This window comes from Arenicella chitinivorans (genome assembly GCF_014651515.1).
Taxonomy (GTDB): Bacteria; Pseudomonadota; Gammaproteobacteria; order Arenicellales; family Arenicellaceae; genus Arenicella; species Arenicella chitinivorans.
On sequence record NZ_BMXA01000001.1, the window covers coordinates 56,167 to 76,015 of the forward strand.

The window sequence follows — 19,849 nt, forward strand, 5'->3', positions numbered from 1 at the left end:
ATTACGTGTGTGCAGCCTAATAGTAGCTGGATGTAGTAGCTGGATGCATAGGCTGCGGACTTCGAGCGAGTGTAACGGCTGAAGCTGGGTCAAACCCATCAATGAGGAGATTGTAATGCGTGCACAGGCCAGTGTGGTCGGTGTTTGAACGCCTATTTTGGCACCGCTTTCTGATTTTTGGGTGCAATGCCCATGGCGAAGGCACCAGGGCCGTAGAAGGCACTGGCAGCAAGGCTCATGACACCTTTTAAGATTTTTACATTGTGTTTGCGCGCTGCCACTACGAGGTTGTCGTATTCATCAAATTGCTCTAGCTCGCTCGGGTCGCCAGCGTAACTTAGATTGATCAGCGGCACATACAGGCCTTCTTCGATACGCTCGATCGCGTATTTCATTAAGTGTGATACTGCCGTATCGAGTCCGCGCTTGGTCAGCAAAGGCTCAACCTGGTGGTCGTAGCTGATTTTCACGATGGGGTTGAGACCAACGGTTTTGCCGATAAACGCCGCGGGTAAGCTGACGGTTTTGATGCCACGCTCCATACTCCGTTCGCGCGTATACATTAAATCCGCAACTACCGGGTAACACTGAATTAAGCGGATCAACTTGTTCATGGTTTTTGTGTACTGGCCCGCATCAGTTCCCTTGCTCAGCAGCATGTCTGCGTAAATCGCGGCAAGGCCTTGGCCGGCAATGGTTGTGCCTGAGTTCAGGCTTGACATTCGGAACGGGTGATCGATACCGAGACGACTACGCAATGCGCGAACTTTAGCGGCGATTCCCTCAGAGGAGCGTTGAAAGTTGTCATAGGTCGCGCTGACCTGCTTGGAGACGGTCTGACAAAACGCGTAGTCATAAAAAGGCGCGACTTCGCGCGTGATAAGATTGGATATAGCCTCTTCGCTCGGTGGCGATGACTTGATCTCAGAATGCGCGGTAAGCGTCTTGCCTTGATAAATGTTGATCAAGGTTTTTTCATCAAATGTATCCGGCATGACCTTGCCGTTAACCTCAACCGTCACGGGCATTACCTTGAACGGTCGACTCTCCAAAATGCTATTGGGTATACCCGCAATGGAGTCGATAATGATCGCGTACTTCATTTCCAAAATCCCCTGTGATGCTTATTATGGGTCTATCTTACACCGTCTGCGTAAAAAAGATCCCTGTGAATAAGCAGTTACTATCTGTTCTTCAGTGTTTTTATCAAACCCTAACAAGTATCTAAAAAAAGCGCGCAATAATAAAGTGGTTTGTCGGTTTGATTGACACGAGTCAGCTCGATTTCGATACTGACGAGAGAAGATAAATCAATTGTTTACTAAAAAATAATGGTTCAATTTGGGAAGGGCGTCTACAATCTGCAATCTTTAAAATGGTACTCACCTTAACTCGAAAGCTAGTTGCGCAAACTTGAAACTAAAGTGACATTACGTGTTTGATTCAATTCGACATATCCCAGTAGATCGAAAAAATTCCTTACCGGTTTCAGATCTGCGTAAGCGGTATCAGGCGACCGGCATACCGGTGGTTTTTGGTGACCTGACTAAAAATTGGCCGGCGGTGCGTAACTGGAATCTGGATTACGTGCAGGAGCGCGCGGGCGAGCTGTCTGCCGGTTATTTTGACGGTTCAGAGCCGGCCTCTGCGATCGTCAAGCCCACCGCTGTGATGCGTCTGAAAGACGCAGTAGAGCGCCTGTCTGCCGCGCCGCGAGCGAGGGTTGCGCAGGTTGCGGTGGGCGAGCGGTCAGTGATAGCTGCGGATTTCACCTATCCAAGACTCGGATTTCGATTTTTGACTCGCCTGACTTCATTGTACGTAGGTGGCGAGCACGCGGTGGAGCCGATGCAGCAAGCGTCGTCAGTGATGCACACGGTGCGCTGTCACTTTGGCGCACGTGCACACATTCTGTTGATACCGCCGAAGCAAACGCCTTTGATGTATCGAGTTGGTAAAAGCCAGCATACGATTCGTGATATCAATTTTCTAGCGCCGCAGTTTGATCAGTATCCGGCACTCAAGTTCGTGTCGGGTTATGTGGCTGAATTAGATCACGGTGATGCTGTGTATATTCCCGCAGGCTATTGGTACTGTGTGGCGTATGAGGGCATTGGCATTCAGCTTAGTTTGCATGCGTTATCCGGTTCGTTGTGGCAATACATTAGTGCCGTGTGGAAGCGCTGGCTAACGCGGGTTACTGGGTTGCGTCTCCAAGGCGCCGCAGCCGGGCGACGCTTGTCGCGTCGTGAGCGTCGTGTGCAAACCAAGACCAATCGACGCATCGAAGAGTTCGTGGCGAAGCGTAACTCGAAATAACCGGTCTCAGAACACCGGCGTTTGTATTTCTGCGCGTTTGGCTTCAATCTCCCTATTTAAGGTCGCGTGTTTTTCGGGTGAAATTTTGGACAAACAGAGATCTCGGATCGCGGCGGCCTCTTCATGTTGGGTGAAATTTGCCAGAGTGCTCCAGAAGTAGCAGCGATCAAAGCTTTGATCGAGTCCTTCACCCGTGTGATACATTTTTCCCAGCATATATTGCGCATCGCCATCACCTTGTTCCGCAGCACGAAGAAACCACATCGCGGCCATGGTTGGGTCTTGGTCGACCTCGTGACCAATATAGTATTTGTAACCAAGGTTGTATTGTGATGTCCGATCACCGCCATCGGCAACTTGTGCAAGTAGGGAGCCCGACTGCACCAGGTTTAATGTCAGTCCATAATTGCGGCGATAAATTTCTTCCAAGGGGTTAACGGCTGCTTCATAGCCATGCGAGATAGAGCGTGAGTACCAGTAAATAGCTTGTTGGTAACTCGGGCGAACACCATGCCCATGTTGGTACATCTGCGCAATATGATGGTCTGCGACCCCTAGGCCATGGCCTGCAGCAAGCTTGTACCAATGCAGTGCCTTGGTGTAATCGCGATTCACACCTTCACCGCGTTGGTACATCAGGCCATATTGGTATTGGGCGCGAGGGTAACCAGCACGCGCTGCCTGGCCAAATAATTTAAACGCGCGACCATGATCAGGTGCACTAGCCGCGTAGTGATTCAGACCTTGCTGGTACCAAACTGAACCGTCGTCGGCCATTACTGGCAGGCTGCAAGTGGCGAGTAAAACGACCAAGATTTGTTGTTTAACCAGTCTTGAAATCCGCATGATCACTCCCGAAGTGTTTTTCCTATCGTTCAGTTTATGGCAGCCGTCACGGAATGCAAATCTAAATTGGCAGTGATTGGTCAAGATTGGGGATGTCTGCTCGATGACGGTGAGTCGTCTGCTCCTTCCTCTTGCAGTTTTTGTCGTATATTCATTAATACTTCGCCGAAATGATTCAGCCCGCGCTGATCCCGGCCGCAGCCCCAAAAATAATCGAACTGACTGTTCTCCACCAACGGGATATTGCCGCTATCAAGTAGTCGGTTGCGCAATTCAGAATGGGTTCGGCATTGCGTGTACACAGCGCGCGTCATTAGAGTGGTTCTCACTTGCTTATAATCCGGACGCTTGCGTCGCCACCATGATCGACCGAGTTCTCGGGCTTGTTCTGCGGTGACTGCTTGTCGGACTCGCTGCCTATACTGCGCATCCACAAATTTATTTGCTTGATAATAATGTTCGACGGTTTGCCACACTTCGTCGTCCAACATAAATGGGTAGTTGGCATTGCGTGCGATCAAGTCGGACGCGTCGCACATTGAGAAATACCGTGCTGCAGTTGAGGGTGGAAATAGCATTAGGTTCGAACTGGCTCCTTAGACGAACAGGTTATCCGCTAAGTATACCACTCTGTGCGCTGAGCTTGGTTTTGGGCGCCTCAGCTTTTTCCTGCTCGTAATCATACGGCAGATGACCTTGTTGCACGCCGCTTAACGCTAATTTGGCGCGCTGTTGCGCCCCGAGTTCGTTGGCGTTAATGCTTGGTACTTTGTCGCCGTCGACTTGCTGGCTCATGCGTTTAAAATGTTGATGAAACACAGCGCTGACCTCGGCAGGACGTCGAGTCTGGTAGGAGAAACGGGCTAAACTGACGGCGTTTATCTGACTGCCGAATCGAGGGAATCCGGAAAATCTAGTGTTCTCACAAGTGTAACGCTGGCTTTGTGTCAACATCGCTTCAACAACCCGGTGCAGAAATTGATTGGCTTGCAGTGGGTCGCACACCACGAGCAGTGTTTGATGAGCGAATTCGGGGTATCGTCTGGAGAACTCAGGGCGCCCATGTGCCGGAATGTCGAAGTCCAGCTCAAATGCCGTTTGCGTTGGTGAAACTGGCGTTGTGCGGGTGACTGAAAAGCGGTGACCATCAAAACGCAGCCTAGAAACTTGGTCCGAAATCGTTTCCGATAGCCGGGACTGCAATTCGCGCTTTACGTGCCGCATCAAGGGTGCGTCCTGGTGGCTGTTAAACGGTGTGCCTTGCTGCTCTTGGGTGTTAAAAATAATAGAAAGTTTTTCTCGCAGCTCGTGTTCGCGCGCTTTCTGTACAGCCAACAATGCAGTCTGTAACACTTCTGAACTCGGCGTAGATTCTTCGATCAGCCAGCGGCGACCGTACACGATTTTGACTTGATGATTGTCGTCACTCTGCCCACTAGCATATGCAGAAACCACACTGGTCGGATAATTCTCTTCTCCGATAATGCCAACCTGCAGATAATATCCAACGCTTAATTTACCAACGAACAACATGAACTCAAAAGGAACAGTGATCTGAGTGACTAGATTTTCAAGTTGGGTAAGATTGCGCTGAACGCGAAAGAACTGCTGTGGTATGGCGTCAATGCGCTCAAACACGGTCACATGAGGTGCCTGAGGCAAACTGAATTCGCCAAACGCGTGCAGCTCAGTCGCCGGTATTTTGAAGGGTGCAAGTTTTGTACTGTGTGTCATGGCAATTCAAAGGGCGCCGTAGGCAATTCGAAAGATCCAAACCAGGGCAATCATAGCGATAAAAAATACGGTCGACCGAATAACAGACCAGCCCGCAACATAAACGATTGCATGCGCAACGCGAGAAGCGGTGAACAGCATCACAGGCAGTGTCAGTAAATCGATCTCGACCTTGGCTATTTGCGCACCGATTAATACGGTGCAAAATAGAATCAAGGCTTCCCAGGCGTTATTTTGGGCTGCAACGATGCGATGGCCTCGACCAGTTAATCTGGCCGCCTGAACTCTGGGACTTTGCAGATCGGCTTTTCCATCCAGCTGTATCCGGTAGTAGACCGACCAAAGCGCGAGTATAAATGGCAAGGTGAAAAGGATCGTCACACAAATAAGAAGGGTCATCAATTGCACTCCTGTTACGTTAAAGTTAAAGCTTGTGTTTACTGTGGGGGATCACTATATTGGTTTTTATACAGACAGTTGAATGGGTATTGATAGAAAAATGGTTCATTGGTAGACCGCTATGGAATGGGATAATTATCGTGTTTTTTTGGCGGTGGCACGGGCACCGTCAATTCGAGCGGCCGCGCTGCGCCTCGGCACCAGTCACTCAACGGTTTTGCGCAAAATAGATCAGCTGGAACACACCTTGGGCGCACGTTTGTTCGAACGTAATGGCCACCGTTTGGCTCTCACCAGCGCGGGCGAGGAGGTGCGGCATGGCGCTGAGGAGTTAGAGGACAGCGTACAGGGTATTGAGCGCTCAGTAACTGGGCGTGATTCGCAGTTGGAAGGGGTGGTTAAGTTGTCCACACCCGACTGGTTTACGCATTCGACCTTACTGTTCGATTTGCATCTGTTTCGGCAGCACTTTCCAAATATTCAGCTGGAGGTAGAACTCAGTTATCGCTCTGCGGATCTGCGGCGACGCGAAGCGGATATTGCTATACGGATTATGCGGCAGCCACCGGATGAACTGGTCGGACGGGATTTGGGTGAATTCACCATGGCGGCTTACGCAACACAGGCGCACATAGATAGATACAATCCAGCCTCTCCGGGTACGCAATCCGGGATGCTGGCATGGGGATCGCCTGAGCGTTGGCGGCCACGCCATGGTTTTGACCACCTCCGCGCGGTTGGCTTCTTCGATAATGTGCCGTTGCAATGCGACCTAGCTAGGCAGGGCGTTGGTGTCGCCAGTTTACCGTGCCTGCTCGGCGACAGCATTCCGGAGCTGGTACGGATATCAGAGCCAATGCGTATGGGGGAGATTTGGGTGGTCTACCATGCCGATCTACGTCAAACCTCGCGGGTGCGGGTAGTGCGTGATTTTCTGTGTGAAAACCTCTCTCAACACATAAGGCGAGTTGCCGTCCCGTGAATCTGAATTGGAGGCCGTAATCACGGTCACATTTGAGCACTATTCGACGAGTGCGCCGCGATAAAAACGCTTTTTCGCTTTGGGCTTGTCCGAGTCTGGACGCGCGATCGACTTCGACTGTGTGTGAGCACGATTCTCTGCGATCTCAACGCCCCGGTAGTAGCGCTTCTTGGGTTGCAGTTGCACATACCACTCGTCTCCGGCACGTCTAAAAAACGCTTCCACTAGCGTGCGAACCATGTTGTCGTCGCTGGACCAATAGACATTGATCATCGCGCTACTTAAGTCGGCGCTGGAAATTTTTAAATCGTCACCCAGCTCCGGCGGTAAATTGCGTTTAATCTCAAAGAACAAATTCACCATGTATCGATCTACTTTCATATCTACAACTCAACCAATGACCCTAGACACCAACCTACCCGGTGTTCGAATAGCAAATTAAGTGCCAACTGGACGTATGTTTATAAAAGTGCTTTGTAAACAAGATGTTAATCAACGTTTGCGCAAATGAGTGTAAAACACCGCACCGCGTTGCTTGCGTCTTTTTTGGGCAAGCTGCACTCAACGAGTGCGCTCAAAATCGGTAATCCATCTTTAGGCCTGGCGTGACCTGACACGTTGTGATTGAGAAATCCGATGATTGTTATCTAAATAATGAATCGAATTACAGATACTAATCTAAAAAATTTGTTCTATAGTTTCATTGCAAACCTTCAACACGCAATGGAGCGACACATGTTTAAACCCTATAAATCTCTGTTCACGGCACTTTCTTTGTCGTTGACGATGCTGGCCGCATCTCAAAACGCGTATGCGACCGGTCCGGCTAAGTCCCCACAATTTTGGTGGCCGGAAAAATTAGACCTCACACCGCTACGCCAACATTCCGTTGAATCGAATCCGTATGGCGCCGATTTTGACTACGCGGCGGAATTTGCCACGATTGACCTCGACCAACTGAAGAAGGAGATCGAAGCGGTGATGACCGACTCACAAGACTGGTGGCCTGCGGACTACGGCCACTATGGTCCATTTTTCATCCGCATGGCTTGGCACAGTGCGGGAACCTATCGTGTACTTGATGGGCGCGGTGGTGCCGGCGGTGGCCAACAGCGTTTTGAACCGTTGAACAGCTGGCCGGACAACGTCAATTTGGATAAAGCACGTCGTTTGTTGTGGCCAATCAAGCAAAAATATGGGCGCAAGCTGTCGTGGGCAGACTTGATGGTGTTGACCGGTAATGTGGCGTTGGAATCAATGGGCTTTACGACGTTTGGATTCGCAGGTGGCCGCACCGATGACTGGGAACCTGATTTGGTTTACTGGGGACCGGAAACCAAGTTTCTGGATGACAAGCGCTACTCCAAAGGACGTCAGCTCGAAAAGCCGCTGGCCGCGGTGCAGATGGGATTGATTTACGTCAACCCGGAAGGCCCTAACGGTAACCACGATCCAATTTCTGCGGCGCAGGACATCCGGGAGACGTTTGGCCGGATGGCGATGAACGATGAAGAAACGGTCGCCTTGATCGCCGGTGGTCACACGTTTGGTAAAGCCCATGGTGCCGTGAAAGCTGATTGTGTGGGCGCAGAGCCGTCTGCAGCCGAGATCGAAGAGCAGGGTTTTGGTTGGAAAAACAAGTGTGGTACTGGTAAAGGCGCTGATACCATGACCAGCGGGCTGGAGGGAGCATGGTCCGCAAATCCGATAGCGTGGAGTTCGCAGTATTTAGATAACCTGTTTGCGTTTGAATGGGTGCAAGCTAAGAGTCCTGCTGGCGCAGTACAGTGGATCCCAGCGGATGGCCAAGCGTCGATGCTGGTGCCAGACGCGCATGACAAGACCAAGCGACACGCGCCGATCATGTTCACAACAGATCTCTCGCTTAAAATGGATCCAAGCTATCGTGAGATCGCTCAACGATTCCAAAAGGATCCGAAAGCGTTCGAACTTGCCTTTGCTAAAGCGTGGTTCAAGCTAACGCATCGCGACATGGGGCCGCGTGCGCGGTATGTTGGCTCCGAAGTGCCAACCGAAGCGTTGATTTGGCAGGACCCAATTCCTGCCACAGACCATCCTTTGGTGAATGCGAGTCAAGTAGCTGACATCAAAGCAGACATACTGAAGTCAGGCCTCAGCGTATCGGAGTTGGTGCGCACAGCTTGGGCGTCGGCAGCCAGCTATCGCGGTACAGACATGCGCGGTGGTACCGATGGTGGGCGCCTGCGTCTCGCGCCACAGAAAGACTGGGCCGTAAATAATCCGCAGGAACTGTCAAAAGTGTTGTCGACGTTGAGTGAGATTCGGTCTGATTTCAATAAACGTGGTAATGGCGGAACGCAAATCTCAATGGCCGACATGATCGTACTGGCAGGTGCAGCCGCAATCGAAAAGGCCGCGGAGCAGGCTGGCACGACGGTTTCCGTACCATTTTTGCCCGGCCGAGGTGATGCAACAGTGGAGCAAACTGACGTAGCATCATTTGCGCTCCTGGAGCCAGCAGCCGATGGGTTCCGCAACTACTATGGCGCTTCGAGTGCCTTGTCGCCGGCTGAGATGCTAGTTGATCGCGCTAATCTACTGACCTTAACTGTGCCTGAAATGACGGTCTTAGTGGGAGGCTTGCGAGCGCTAAATGCCAACACACAGGCGTCTCAATTGGGTGTGCTGACAGATCGTCCTGGTGCGCTGAGTAACGACTTCTTTGTGAACTTGCTTGATATGGGGACAGCGTGGCAAAAGTCCGATAAAACCAACGGCGTTTACGACGGCGTCGATCGCAAAACTGGCGAACTGCGTTGGCAAGCTACCCCGGTGGATCTCGTGTTTGGCTCAAATTCTGAGCTCAGAGCGATTGCGGAGGTATACGGTGCTGGCGATGCAGATAATCAGTTCACTAAGGACTTCGTAAGTGCATGGACCAAAGTAATGAATCTTGGAAGATTCTAGGCCTACGAAATAAGTCTATAAAAATTGCGGCCCTTTCTTGTAGCAGACGAGAAAGGGCCGTTTCACTTTATAGGTGCGTTCAATGATTGGGTTAGAAAAAAATCGCGTACGTGTCTTTTTCTCGACAAACCCCGTTAAGTTGGTGTATGTTGATCGTCTGGTAGTGAGGGCTGCCAATCTACAATTTTGAGAAAAAGTCATACCTTGGGGGGTATCTATGGCAAACATTGAATCAAGTCTTAAGGAACTTTTAGCCATTGACGGCGCATTGGGCGCTTGTATCGTGGATTACAAATCCGGCATGTCGCTCGGCCACAGTGGCGGCGGTGTGGATTTAGAACTCGCGGCCGCAGGCAACTCTGAAGTGGTTAAAGCCAAAATGGCGACCATGAAGTCTCTGGGTATTAAGGGTGAGATTGAAGACATTTTGATCACGCTGAAAGACCAGCTTCACATTATTCGTCCAACGGCAAGTCATAACGGTTTATTCATTTATCTTGTTCTGGATCGAAACAAATCTAACCTGGCCCTAGCTCGCCGCAAAGTCCACTCGATTGAAGAGGACTTAGAAGTTTAGCAATACACGAGTAGGGGTGTTGCTGATGATTGCCGGTGCAACAAAGTGCACCTTGGCTTAGGGAAACTGACTCGATCCCCAAAGCTAACGCGAAGTCTGTAACACACTCCGAATTATTTCTACTACTGAACCTGTTTTACAGGTTCATGTAACTAAGTGATTAGTATTACGCCATGACCATCCGACAACGACGGCGTGATTCAGAAGGGGAAACAAAAGTGAGATGTATTACATATATTAGTAAGGTAACGTGTCGACGTAACGGGGCTACTATTCCAGTTGGGCTGTCAGAAATTTATCGTATTTCAAGAGCGAGAAATACACAGAACCAGATCACAGGCATGCTGACCTACCGTGGTGGATACTATCTGGGAGTACTTGAAGGCAGCACCACTAAACTGGATGAACTGCTGGTGAAATTAAACTGCGACAAACGCCATGAGAACTTCACTGTGTTGGTTGATACGGTGGCGAGAAAACGCTACTTCTCCGATTGGCATATGAAGCTTGCCGAGTCACTGAGTCTTGACGCTGGTTTCACCAAGTTCATGGCGGATCAGTCGAATCAGGTTGCGCAGTTAACTGCGGGTCAATTGACGCTACTTAATCAGTTCTATGACGTGTCTGAGATTGCCGCTGACCATAAAGCATCGTATCGAGATCGAACTTTGAAGTTAATTCGCTGGCCAGATTTCAGCGTGATTAATCAATCTCCAGAATTGGTCGAATTATGCGCACTATTGACTAATCGACCACAGCGATACCAGGACTTATTGGCACTGAACCAAGTATCGAGCAGTGAAAAACTGGACCAATATCTGGATAAATTCGATTCGCTTGGCTTGCTGAAAACAGTTACACCACAGGCTGAGAGTGGAGTCGCACCGCTGGAGAAATCGGCGCTTCGTTTTATTTATAAGATGAAACGTTTTCTGGGTGCGACACAGGGCAGCCGGATATGATTGGGATCTATTCATAGCGGCTTGGGCGTCAATGGGTTTCCCAGTTCGCGCTGGATAGAGATGGTTTGGAATCGGCAAGGCTCAGTTGGTTGTGTGAGCTCTGAGTTCTCAGGGAATAAAGGCGGGTAGGACAAATGAGTAACCTTGATACTGGGTTCAGTGATGAACTCAAATCGCGGCTGGAACACATGTTGAAATCATTGTGTATAGCTAGGAAAGAAATATTTCTGGCCAGCGTATGCACGGTAGACGGGTTCAACATTCGGTCCGTGACATCCAGCGCTAGAACGACTGAAGTGGATAAACTGGCGGCCATGGCCAGCACCATAGTGTCGTTAAGCGCCGCGTCAGCTCAGCAGTTACTGGCGCTCCCGTCGACTTTTACCACCATTGAAACTGAGGGCGGTAATATCTTATTTTTGCTTACTAAGTTGCTCGACAAGGAATGCGTATTGACGTTAGCCGTAAACAACCAAATGCAACTTGCTAATGCGCGGTATGAAGCCATGCGGCTGGCAAATGCCATTTCGGAATTGAAAAGCGTGATGTAAAGCAGATTTCGGGTCACGGGGATAGAGCGAGATCAGCCGATTTGTAGTCGAACCTTGCATGATGCGCCGCTGGCGACGATCCGGGTGACCCATGTTAACGACCTACGGTTGTACTCCGCGTTAAATACGGCACCGTCCGTGCTTCAACGTGCAGTTATTTAGGTAGGACGCACCGTGATCAGCAACGTTACGTCAGCTCGATTAAATTGCAGCATGTCAGTGGCGTGTTCGCCTACGGCTTCGATTCGGTGCCTATAAATTGGTTGATTTGTACGTCTTCCATTGGCCTGTCTATTTTTTCGACACTGGTTGATTTGTCCAACGCAAAAAGACAATTCGGACATAGTCAAGCTGTCTAGTATTTTGATAATAAGGATTTATGCGAACTATTTGCGTTTTCAAGCTGAAAATACCCGTGATTGTGTTAAATCACTGTATTTATTGGAGAAAAAACTTTACATAATGTATTTTTGTGTATAATCACGCCGCATAGGCAGGGACCGCCGACTTAGGGTGGGATTGGATCAAATTTTTATTTCAAATTTAGAGGAACAACTGATATGGCAAATATTGACGGTAGCTTGAATGGGTTAATGGAAATCGACGGCGCGATGGGCGCATGCATCGTGGATTACACAACGGGAATGTCACTGGGCACAATTGGTTCTGGTGTGGATTTGGAGCTGGCTGCAGCAGGTAATACTGAAGTAGTAAAAGCTAAAATGGATACGATGAAGTCGCTAGGCATTGAGGGTGGAATCGAAGATATTTTGATTACCCTGGATACTCAACTGCATATCATTAAACCATCGCTGAATAACACTGGCCTGTTCATTTACCTAGTTTTGGACAAAGGCAAATCAAACCTTGCTTTGGCTCGTCGTAAAGTACAGAGCATCGACGACGCGCTAGAAGTTTAGTCGTCTAAACCTGCTCGGCAAGTAACTCGGTGTCACACCGTCAAGCACTTGTCGAGTTCCGGTTAGTACGCCGGAATTTTGAATTCGTCCGCAACACAGCAGAATGCTCGGTTACGATTTACGACCGAACATAATACAGGGTCACTGGTAGGTTAACGCTTGTGTGTGCGGCTAGGGGTAGTGTGTAGATTTCCCCTGATTTCATACAAATGCATGATTTCGTGAATGCCAGGAGCGGCGAACTGGTCAATGGAAGGCGAGATCATACTATGGCAATAGTTACCTATTCAGGGGGTGGATCAATTGAAATGTATTATGTACATAAGCCGAGTTCGGGTGCGTAAAGATGGAGTCGTAATTCCTGTCGGTCTGTCTGACATTTACGCACGCTCGCGAAAACGGAATGCCGAACGCGGTATTTCATCAGTGATGTCGTTTCGAAAGGCGCACTACTTACAAATCATTGAAGGCAAGGTCGATGACGTCGATGCGTTATTTGCAAATATCTGTGATGATCCTAGGCATACCGATGTTGAAAAGCTCCTTGATTGTTCAATTTCTGACCGGTTTTTTCCTAAATGGAGTTTCAAACTCTTGGAGTCCGTTCAAAAGGCACCCGAGTTCATTCGGTTTGTTAATCGGCACAACCGAGAGATTGGAGACTTTGATGCGCACCAAACAGAGCTTCTTCAATTATTCTATGATTTGAGTAAACCAAGGGTAACCGCCTGCGATTACTCGGGCAAAGAATTGATGCTGCGCGGCTGGCCCGACTTTTCTGAAATCAGTCAGTCTCCAACGATCATTGAGCTTTGTGCACGACTCACTAAGCGACCACACACTTACGAGAGCTTGGTTGACGGCGGGGATTTTGGAACGCGTAGACAAATCGACGTAATCCTACAAAAGCTAGATCGCCTTGAGCTTCTAAACGCATTTGCTTACGAGGAAGATGCGCAACTGGCGACGGCGTCGAGTGGCGCTGCGGCAGTGACCACGGCAAATATTGAGGCGTCGCGTTCCAATGGCTTTTATGGGAAAATGCGAGAGTTTCTATTCAAATCAAGGTAACAGCATGGAATATCGAAAGCTCGCCATCGTAGGCGAAGTCGGCGCGGGTAAGACGCAGCTGGTCAAAACCTTAAGTGAGATCAGTCCACTGGAGACTGAAGCTGAATCCACTATCGACATTGGTAAAAAATACACCACTGTGGGTATCGATTACGGTCGAATTTCGCTCAGCTCGGACACCGCACTTGGTTTGTACGGAGTCCCTGGTCAATCACGCTACTCATTTTTATGGAATTTCGTGAACACCTCGCTCTGGGGGTTATTGATCCTGCTCAAGTACGGTGAGACACCGGATTACGATAATCTGGATGAGTTGTTGACGTTCTTCGCACCGCATGAACAACGCACCACGTGCGTGGTTGCCGTGACGCACTGCGAAGATGCCGGCGACGGTGGCATGACCGCTTTGAATAGTGAAATCCAGGCCTTATTAGAACACCATAAAATTGTGGCGCCGATTATCCAAATCGACCCGCGTGACAAGAACTCGGCGATGTCGATTTTGCATATCTTTAATGCAATCAATCAATATGCTGCATAACCATTAGAATTTTGACAATGTCTGATAAAACGATCCCCGTAAAACCAGAGTTGCTGGATGAAATCAAGAGGCTCTGTGAAGAGAACCGCGAAATTGCACTCATCAGTTTATGTACGACAGATGGATTTTCCATCAAGTCATTTGCCACGCGAGAATTGAGCGCTGAAGCTGATAAGTTGGCTGCCATGAGTAGCACCATTTCGGCCTTAAGTGAGTCTGCTGCTCAACAGGTTCTGAAAGGTGAGTTCAATGTCACTATCGTGGAATCAGGAGAGGGAAATATGCTGTTTGTACGGACATCATATTTGGGTTTGCCGTGCGTTGTGACGGTGGCCGCTCGCGTCAATTTGTCTTTAGCCAAGGCGCGATTTGCTACTAAACGCATGGCGGAAGTCATCCAAAAAATCGAGGCCTAGTCGCTTCTCTGAAAGGATTGAAAGGGTGGCCTATGAGCCGCCCTTTTTAATGGCATCTGTTCGCGCAATCGCCTGAAAGTTTAAAACTTAGAGCGATCGTTTTTTATGGTAATTACGTCAACGATTTTTTCGATGTCGGCTTCACTGACTTCAAAAGTATTGGCGTACGCACGAAGCAGCAAGTTTTCGGCTTCGTCCAAATAACCATCCGCCATGGCAATGTCGAACATATTCGCCATCGCGATACGTTGTTGTTTTTCGTCTAAAGAGGCGGCAACCAGCGGGATACAGTCTTCTAGCGGTGTATCGTTCCACACAGCAATCGCGGTGTTCCAGTCATCGGTGGTCTTAAAGCCGTCTAAGCGGTTAATGATTGCCATCTCGTGTGCGTCCAGTTCACCGTCGATGGCGGTAATCGTAATTGTGGCAAGCAATAGTGCTGCCTTTGGAGGGATCGTTGGTTTCATAAAAGCATAGATGGGGGCGTTATCCGAGCATAGCAAGTCGAATGTAACTGTTTTTGTAGCCTGCTATTCTATGCTGTTTTATAGTGGAGAGGCGATGTGGTTTCATTGGCTTTTACGCGATCGGCTCGATCACTGCGTATTGCGACAGAAATTTGGTGATGGCCTGAATGGATTCGGGCTCGTCTAGCATGGGGGCATGACCAACGCGTGGTACTTCCACTTGGTGCAGGCTTGGATTTAGTTGCTGCATTTTCGTCACACATTCGCGCGTCAGCAGATCAGAAATTGCCCCTCGGATTATGAGCATCGGACGATCCTTGATTGTAGTGAACAAGGGCCACATATCCGCCGGCCTGTTTTCATTGTAGTCGTCATTAAAGGCATCAGAAATGTGCGGATCATAAGCAAGAACTGGCTTGCCGCTGCTGTCTTCAGTATAGATTCGTGCAGTAAACGCTGCCCAGTCATCGCCCGAAGCATCGGGGAAAGCGATTTGGTTTATCAGTTTCGTCTGTGCAATGGCTTCGGGCCAGTTCGTTACCGGTTGAAGTTTTCCCACGTATTTTTTGAGCCGGTTCAACGCGTCGGCAGGTATTTCAGGACCGATATCGTTCAAAACCAGGGCGGTAACGCGTTGCGGTTGCATGGCCGCCATGACCATGCCAATGATGCCGCCCATGGACGTGCCGATAATTGTGACCTTTTCGATCTGTAGATGCGCCAGCAATGTAAACATGTCCTGCGCATAAGTTTGCGGTGTGTAGTTCGCGCTGTTGCTGTCGTAGTCGGATAAGCCTCGACCGCGTTGGTCCACCACCACACACCGATAGCGTTCAGATAGATAAGGGATCAACGGTTCGAAGTCAGCGGAGTTGCGAGTGAGTCCATGCATGCACAAGACTACCGGACGTGCGTCCGCGCCGTGTGCCAAGACGTAATCGCGTGCGTACAGTTTGAGGCCGTCCTGGCTTGTGTATTCGATTACCTTGAATTCTCGTTTGCTTAAATCCATCTTAGTGATATTGATCTTGTGCGTAGCGCGCACGCAGTTCGCGCTTTAGAATTTTACCATTCGGATTACGCGGCAATTCGTCGATAAAGATAACATCAGTTATTCGTTGTTGCCTACCGAGTTTTTGGTTAGCCCAAGTCATGATTGCAGTCGCATCGTCACGCGTGTCGGCGTTGCGGACTACTAGCGCAACCGGAGTCTCGCCCCATTTACGACTTGCGGCAGCGATCACGGCGACGTCATTGACCGCAGGGTGCTGAAACAGAACAGCCTCGATATCTTGCGGATATATATTCTGTCCACCGGATAGAATCATATCCTTCTTTCGATCCACGATGTATAGAAAACCCGCATCGTCTAGATAACCAATGTCGCCCGTACGCAGCCACAGGCGGCCATGCGGGTCGGTATAGCTGGCATCTCGATTGGCATCCTCGCGATTAAGGTATCCGGGCATGGTGATGCGTCCACGTGACACGATCTCTCCACTCTTATTTGCGGGCGCCGGACGGTCTTCGTCGTCAAGAATAAGAATGTCGGTTCCGATCAATGGCTTGCCTACGGAAGACCATCTGCCCTCCGATTGTTCGGGGTCGATCGTCGTAATCACGCCTTCAGTTAAGCCGTAAAGCTCAATGATGCCGCAATCAAACTGCTTGAATAACGCGCGTTTGACGTCTGCGTGCAAGGGTGAACCGCAACTCATCATGGATTGCATGCTAGACAGGTCGATCGCGTCAGTTGTCTGTTCGATGGCCTCGACAATACGTTGAAACTGAATGGGCACCATGGCGGTATGCGTAATTTGCTGATGCTTGACGGTATCGAGAAATGAGAACGCATCGAAGTGTGTATGTATCACAACGCTGCCGCCGGCAAGCAGGGTGGTGAGCATCGCTACCCAGGAGATGTTTGAATACAAACCCAGCGTCAATAGGGTTCGACTTTTGCCGTGGTAGCGCAGCGCGATAGCCAGGTCGTAGGCCCAGTCACGTCGTCCTGCATGGTTGTGTACGATGCCTTTAGGTAGACCAGTTGTGCCCGAGCTGTAGATGATGTTCAGTGGCAACGTTGGGTGTATATCAACACTGGGTAAGCTGGTCGGTTGGTTTGCCATCAGATCGGCAAAGGGCGTCCAGCCTTCGTCGGGCTCGTCGCACAACCAAAGCGTCAGGCTTGCGGGCAAACGATCGCGGAGGCGATTTAGTCTTTGTGCCTGATCCCGTGTTACGGCAAGGGCGCTAATCTTCGCGTCCATCAGCATGCCGAGTAAGGCATCATCATTTACGGAAAGATTGATTGGAACTGAAACCACGCCAGCAGCCATGGCACCGAGCAAGGTGGTTAACATCGGTAGGCCGTTCGACATGACGACGCCAAGCGTTTGCCCGCCCTCGATTCCGTGTTGCGCTAGACCATGCGCAAACTGGTGTGCCTCGTTGGTAAGTTGTTGCCAGGTCAGGTGTGTTTCGCCGCAACTGGCAGCGATGTCCTGGCTGCGCCATTTACCATGTAATGCGAAAATTTCAGGCAGAAACGGCGCCTTTGCGTCAAAAAAGTCCATACTTATCACTTCTTAAGTCAGCCGGCGTGTCGGGCCGACAGTTCGCTGCTATGCAGCATGATGGAAATTGGGTGACAGCCAGGCTGTGTCCAGGTCGGTTACAACCCGGGTGTCACCGCACAGAGTGGCTCAGATTAGTAGCGGTAACCGATACTCAAGCTGATGGTGCGTGGGTCACCGTAGTAGCCAACGACCGTGTCTTCGCCGCCAAGGCCTGGTCCAGCTTCGGTCGTGGCAAAGTTATATCCAGCTAATCGATATTCTTTGTCTCCTAGGTTTTTACCTTGCAGTGAAATCCAAAGTCGATTATTCGGCGAGGTAAAGGTCAGCCCCGCGTTAAATAGGGTGTAGGCTTCTTCGTCCAGTTGCGAAGGCACCTCAAAGATTTGCGTGTCGCTGCGATAAGCAATATTGCCGGTAACGACCATGCCCCAATCTGAGAACACGCGGCTATGGTGTGAGAAACCAAAATTGACTGAAGTGTCGGGTGTGTTCGCGAAACCCCAAAAATCGGCGACATCAGTCAAGCTGCCAGTGTTTGGGTCCGCGGTGAGAACTTGATCAAACTCGGCGTCCAACAGGCCGGCAGTAAGGTTCGCGGTTAAAGCGTCAGATACGGCATAGACAAGCTCGAGTTCGACCCCTTGAATGCTGGAATCCGCTGCGTTTAACACGGTGGAGGCGAAATCCGCACCGCTGTCGATGGTACGTTGAATCGTGACCTGCTGGTCCTGATAATCCGAATTGAAATACGCGACGTTCGCGCGCAGACGATTGTCGAACAGCTCCGCTTTGTAGCCGATTTCAACCGTGCCAACAGTCTCCGGGTCGTAGGGGTCAAAACCGGACGCGATCTGGTCGGTTCGCGCACGCATGTCAAAACCGCCTGATTTGAAGCCTTCGCTGTAACTGGCGTAAATCAGGTTGTCACCAGCAGTGCGGTATTCGAGGCCAACCCGTGGGGAGAATTCAGACCAGTCCTCACTGCCGACCGCATCGGTTCGTACAATGCCCGGTGCAATCGGCGTCGTATCAAAGTCAACCACTTGACCGAGGAACAACGTGTTCTTCGCGGTCGCGTCTTTTTCATCTTGGGTGTAACGACCGCCTAGCGTCAGTGACCAACGGTCATTGAGGGTCCAGTTAGCTTGTGCGTAGGCTGAGCTGCTGGTGGTGTCGACACAGCCCTCGGTGGTCGCAGAAATCGGTAAGGCGCCTCCGGCGAACTCTTCGAGTAAAGCATGGAATGTTCCGCATGCTTCACCAGTGTAGTAATAAAGACCGCCAACGATATCCAAGTTATCACCGGTGTAACTCAGTTGTAGCTCCTGTGTTGTTTGATCATCGTCGTAACGCGCGGGGACATCAAAAGAACGCAAGATGGTGTTGTCGAAATCGATATTGGTGTCGGTAAATCCTTCGCGCGCGGCGGTAATTGAACGCAGCGTTAAGCTATCGTTGATTACCCATTCTGCATGCAATGCGTATCCTTCGCTTTCAACATAGTTCTCGGTCGACATGCCAGCACGGGTACTGAAAACGTCTTCCAATACAGGCTCACCCGTCAGATCACTTGGCGTTAAGCGATGACCGCCTTTGGCGTTCGAGTTGTCTTCGGTGCGATCAGCCGTGAATTTAAACGATAGATTATCCGTTGGGTAAAATTCAGCGGCGATGCGTCCGGCCACCATGTCTTTGTTGTAGTTTTCTTCGCCTAGGTTGATGAATTCGCCGAAGCCATCGCGATTAAGTGAGGCAACCGCGCCTCCGATGTACAGTTTTTCGCCCATCAGTGGTGCCGCAGCGGAAATTTTCAGGTCGCGCTGGTTATAGGAGCCGACTTTAGCTTCGACTGAAAATTGATCAGCATCACGCAGTTTGCGTGTCACGTATTTGAGTGCGCCACCAATCGTGTTTTTGCCATACAGTGTGCCTTGTGGGCCCCGTAGCACCTCAACGCGTTCGACATCGAGAATGTCCAGCACTGCGCCCTGTGGTCGCGCAACGTAAACATCATCAACATAAACCCCGACTCCAGGTTCAAACCCCCATAACGGATCCTGTTGGCCGACACCGCGGATATAGGCGGTCAAGGTGGTGCTGGTGCCACGGCTTACTTGCAGTGTCGTATTTGGCAAGCGTTGTTGCAAGTCCGTGATATTTTCTACCCCTGACTCACTCAAGGCCATGCTGTTAAATGCGGATACCGCAACGGGGACGTCTTGCAAGTTTTCTGAAATGCGACGCGATGTGACGACAATTTCTTCTAATTGAGTGGGTTGAGCTTGTGCGTCGGATTCGGCTTGCGCGTGGCCCATTGCGGGAACCGATAGGCAAGCCAGTGCCACCATTGTGGGCACAAATCTGGGTGCAGTTAACTTCTGCATGGTATTTCTCCTCTGGCGATGTCGTGTAAATCACCGGCAGGGCAGTGACTTACTGATTTTATAAATAGTTTTAAGTTTGTATGACAGTGATTAAATCCAAAATGCAGGCAATAGAAATTCAACAACTGTTGATTTCAGAATACTCAACGATT

20 protein-coding genes are annotated in these 19,849 nt (G+C 50.1%); 10 read left to right on the forward strand and 10 right to left on the reverse strand.

The window, feature by feature from the left end; translation table 11 throughout:
- Positions 1–152: 152 nt before the first annotated feature.
- A complete protein-coding gene (locus tag IE055_RS00225) occupies positions 153–1,103 on the reverse strand; it encodes a DegV family protein (protein ID WP_189397998.1) in 951 nt (316 codons plus the stop codon).
- Between the two features lie 331 nt (positions 1,104–1,434).
- On the opposite strand from IE055_RS00225, the gene IE055_RS00230 reads away from it, so the two are divergent.
- Positions 1,435–2,319, forward strand: coding sequence for a cupin-like domain-containing protein (locus IE055_RS00230; RefSeq protein ID WP_189397999.1), 885 nt, complete (start codon positions 1,435–1,437; stop codon positions 2,317–2,319).
- Positions 2,320–2,325: 6 nt separating this feature from the next.
- Here the strand turns inward: IE055_RS00230 and IE055_RS00235 are convergent, their stop codons facing one another.
- The 4 genes from IE055_RS00235 to IE055_RS00250 all read right to left on the reverse strand — a co-directional run bounded on the left by IE055_RS00235 (position 2,326) and on the right by IE055_RS00250 (position 5,298).
- On the reverse strand, positions 2,326–3,165 hold the full coding sequence (locus tag IE055_RS00235) for a tetratricopeptide repeat protein (RefSeq protein WP_189398000.1): 840 nt from the start codon (positions 3,163–3,165) through the stop codon (positions 2,326–2,328).
- Positions 3,166–3,245: 80 nt separating this feature from the next.
- Positions 3,246–3,743 (reverse strand): riboflavin biosynthesis intermediates N-glycosidase, encoded by a 498-nt coding sequence (gene ybiA, locus IE055_RS00240; protein ID WP_189398001.1) that lies wholly within the window; start codon positions 3,741–3,743, stop codon positions 3,246–3,248.
- Between the two features lie 31 nt (positions 3,744–3,774).
- Positions 3,775–4,899, reverse strand: a complete 1,125-nt coding sequence (locus IE055_RS00245) for a hypothetical protein (protein WP_189398002.1) — start codon at positions 4,897–4,899, stop codon at positions 3,775–3,777.
- 6 nt (positions 4,900–4,905) lie between these two features.
- The gene (locus tag IE055_RS00250; RefSeq protein ID WP_189398003.1) at positions 4,906–5,298 is read right to left on the reverse strand and encodes an MAPEG family protein; all 393 of its coding nucleotides are present in this window, start codon (positions 5,296–5,298) and stop codon (positions 4,906–4,908) included.
- A 121-nt stretch (positions 5,299–5,419) separates the two neighbouring features.
- On the opposite strand from IE055_RS00250, the gene IE055_RS00255 reads away from it, so the two are divergent.
- Positions 5,420–6,280, forward strand: coding sequence for a LysR family transcriptional regulator (locus IE055_RS00255; protein ID WP_189398004.1), 861 nt, complete (start codon positions 5,420–5,422; stop codon positions 6,278–6,280).
- A 39-nt stretch (positions 6,281–6,319) separates the two neighbouring features.
- Here IE055_RS00255 and IE055_RS00260 read toward each other — a convergent pair whose 3' ends face one another.
- Positions 6,320–6,661 carry a hypothetical protein gene (locus tag IE055_RS00260; protein WP_189398005.1) on the reverse strand — a complete coding sequence of 114 codons (342 nt, stop codon included), beginning with the start codon at positions 6,659–6,661 and terminating at the stop codon, positions 6,320–6,322.
- Positions 6,662–7,015: 354 nt separating this feature from the next.
- Between IE055_RS00260 and katG the strand changes: the two genes are divergently transcribed.
- The 8 genes from katG (at position 7,016) to IE055_RS00300 (ending at position 14,267) form a co-directional block, all read left to right on the forward strand.
- Positions 7,016–9,229 (forward strand): catalase/peroxidase HPI, encoded by a 2,214-nt coding sequence (gene katG / locus IE055_RS00265; RefSeq protein WP_189398006.1) that lies wholly within the window; start codon positions 7,016–7,018, stop codon positions 9,227–9,229.
- Positions 9,230–9,446: 217 nt separating this feature from the next.
- Entirely contained in the window at positions 9,447–9,806 is a 360-nt protein-coding gene (locus IE055_RS00270) for a hypothetical protein (RefSeq protein WP_189398007.1), read from the forward strand.
- A 173-nt stretch (positions 9,807–9,979) separates the two neighbouring features.
- On the forward strand, positions 9,980–10,768 hold the full coding sequence (locus IE055_RS00275; RefSeq protein WP_229794052.1) for a BLUF domain-containing protein: 789 nt from the start codon (positions 9,980–9,982) through the stop codon (positions 10,766–10,768).
- A gap of 134 nt (positions 10,769–10,902) precedes the next feature.
- Entirely contained in the window at positions 10,903–11,319 is a 417-nt protein-coding gene (locus tag IE055_RS00280; protein ID WP_189398009.1) for a roadblock/LC7 domain-containing protein, read from the forward strand.
- Positions 11,320–11,879: 560 nt separating this feature from the next.
- The gene (locus IE055_RS00285; RefSeq protein WP_189398010.1) at positions 11,880–12,239 is read left to right on the forward strand and encodes a hypothetical protein; all 360 of its coding nucleotides are present in this window, start codon (positions 11,880–11,882) and stop codon (positions 12,237–12,239) included.
- 315 nt (positions 12,240–12,554) lie between these two features.
- Complete coding sequence (locus IE055_RS00290) at positions 12,555–13,310, forward strand: BLUF domain-containing protein (protein ID WP_189398011.1); 756 nt, start codon at positions 12,555–12,557, stop codon at positions 13,308–13,310.
- A 4-nt stretch (positions 13,311–13,314) separates the two neighbouring features.
- Complete coding sequence (locus IE055_RS00295; RefSeq protein WP_189398012.1) at positions 13,315–13,851, forward strand: GTP-binding protein; 537 nt, start codon at positions 13,315–13,317, stop codon at positions 13,849–13,851.
- A gap of 17 nt (positions 13,852–13,868) precedes the next feature.
- Positions 13,869–14,267, forward strand: coding sequence for a roadblock/LC7 domain-containing protein (locus IE055_RS00300; RefSeq protein WP_189398013.1), 399 nt, complete (start codon positions 13,869–13,871; stop codon positions 14,265–14,267).
- A gap of 80 nt (positions 14,268–14,347) precedes the next feature.
- Here the strand turns inward: IE055_RS00300 and IE055_RS00305 are convergent, their stop codons facing one another.
- From IE055_RS00305 to IE055_RS00320, 4 genes are all read right to left on the reverse strand, one after another.
- Positions 14,348–14,734 (reverse strand): TerB family tellurite resistance protein, encoded by a 387-nt coding sequence (locus IE055_RS00305; protein ID WP_189398014.1) that lies wholly within the window; start codon positions 14,732–14,734, stop codon positions 14,348–14,350.
- A 112-nt stretch (positions 14,735–14,846) separates the two neighbouring features.
- A complete protein-coding gene (locus tag IE055_RS00310) occupies positions 14,847–15,746 on the reverse strand; it encodes an alpha/beta fold hydrolase (RefSeq protein WP_189398015.1) in 900 nt (299 codons plus the stop codon).
- A gap of 1 nt (position 15,747) precedes the next feature.
- Positions 15,748–17,310 carry a class I adenylate-forming enzyme family protein gene (locus IE055_RS00315; protein ID WP_189398016.1) on the reverse strand — a complete coding sequence of 521 codons (1,563 nt, stop codon included), beginning with the start codon at positions 17,308–17,310 and terminating at the stop codon, positions 15,748–15,750.
- A gap of 134 nt (positions 17,311–17,444) precedes the next feature.
- On the reverse strand, positions 17,445–19,697 hold the full coding sequence (locus IE055_RS00320; protein WP_189398017.1) for a TonB-dependent receptor: 2,253 nt from the start codon (positions 19,695–19,697) through the stop codon (positions 17,445–17,447).
- Positions 19,698–19,849: the final 152 nt, after the last annotated feature.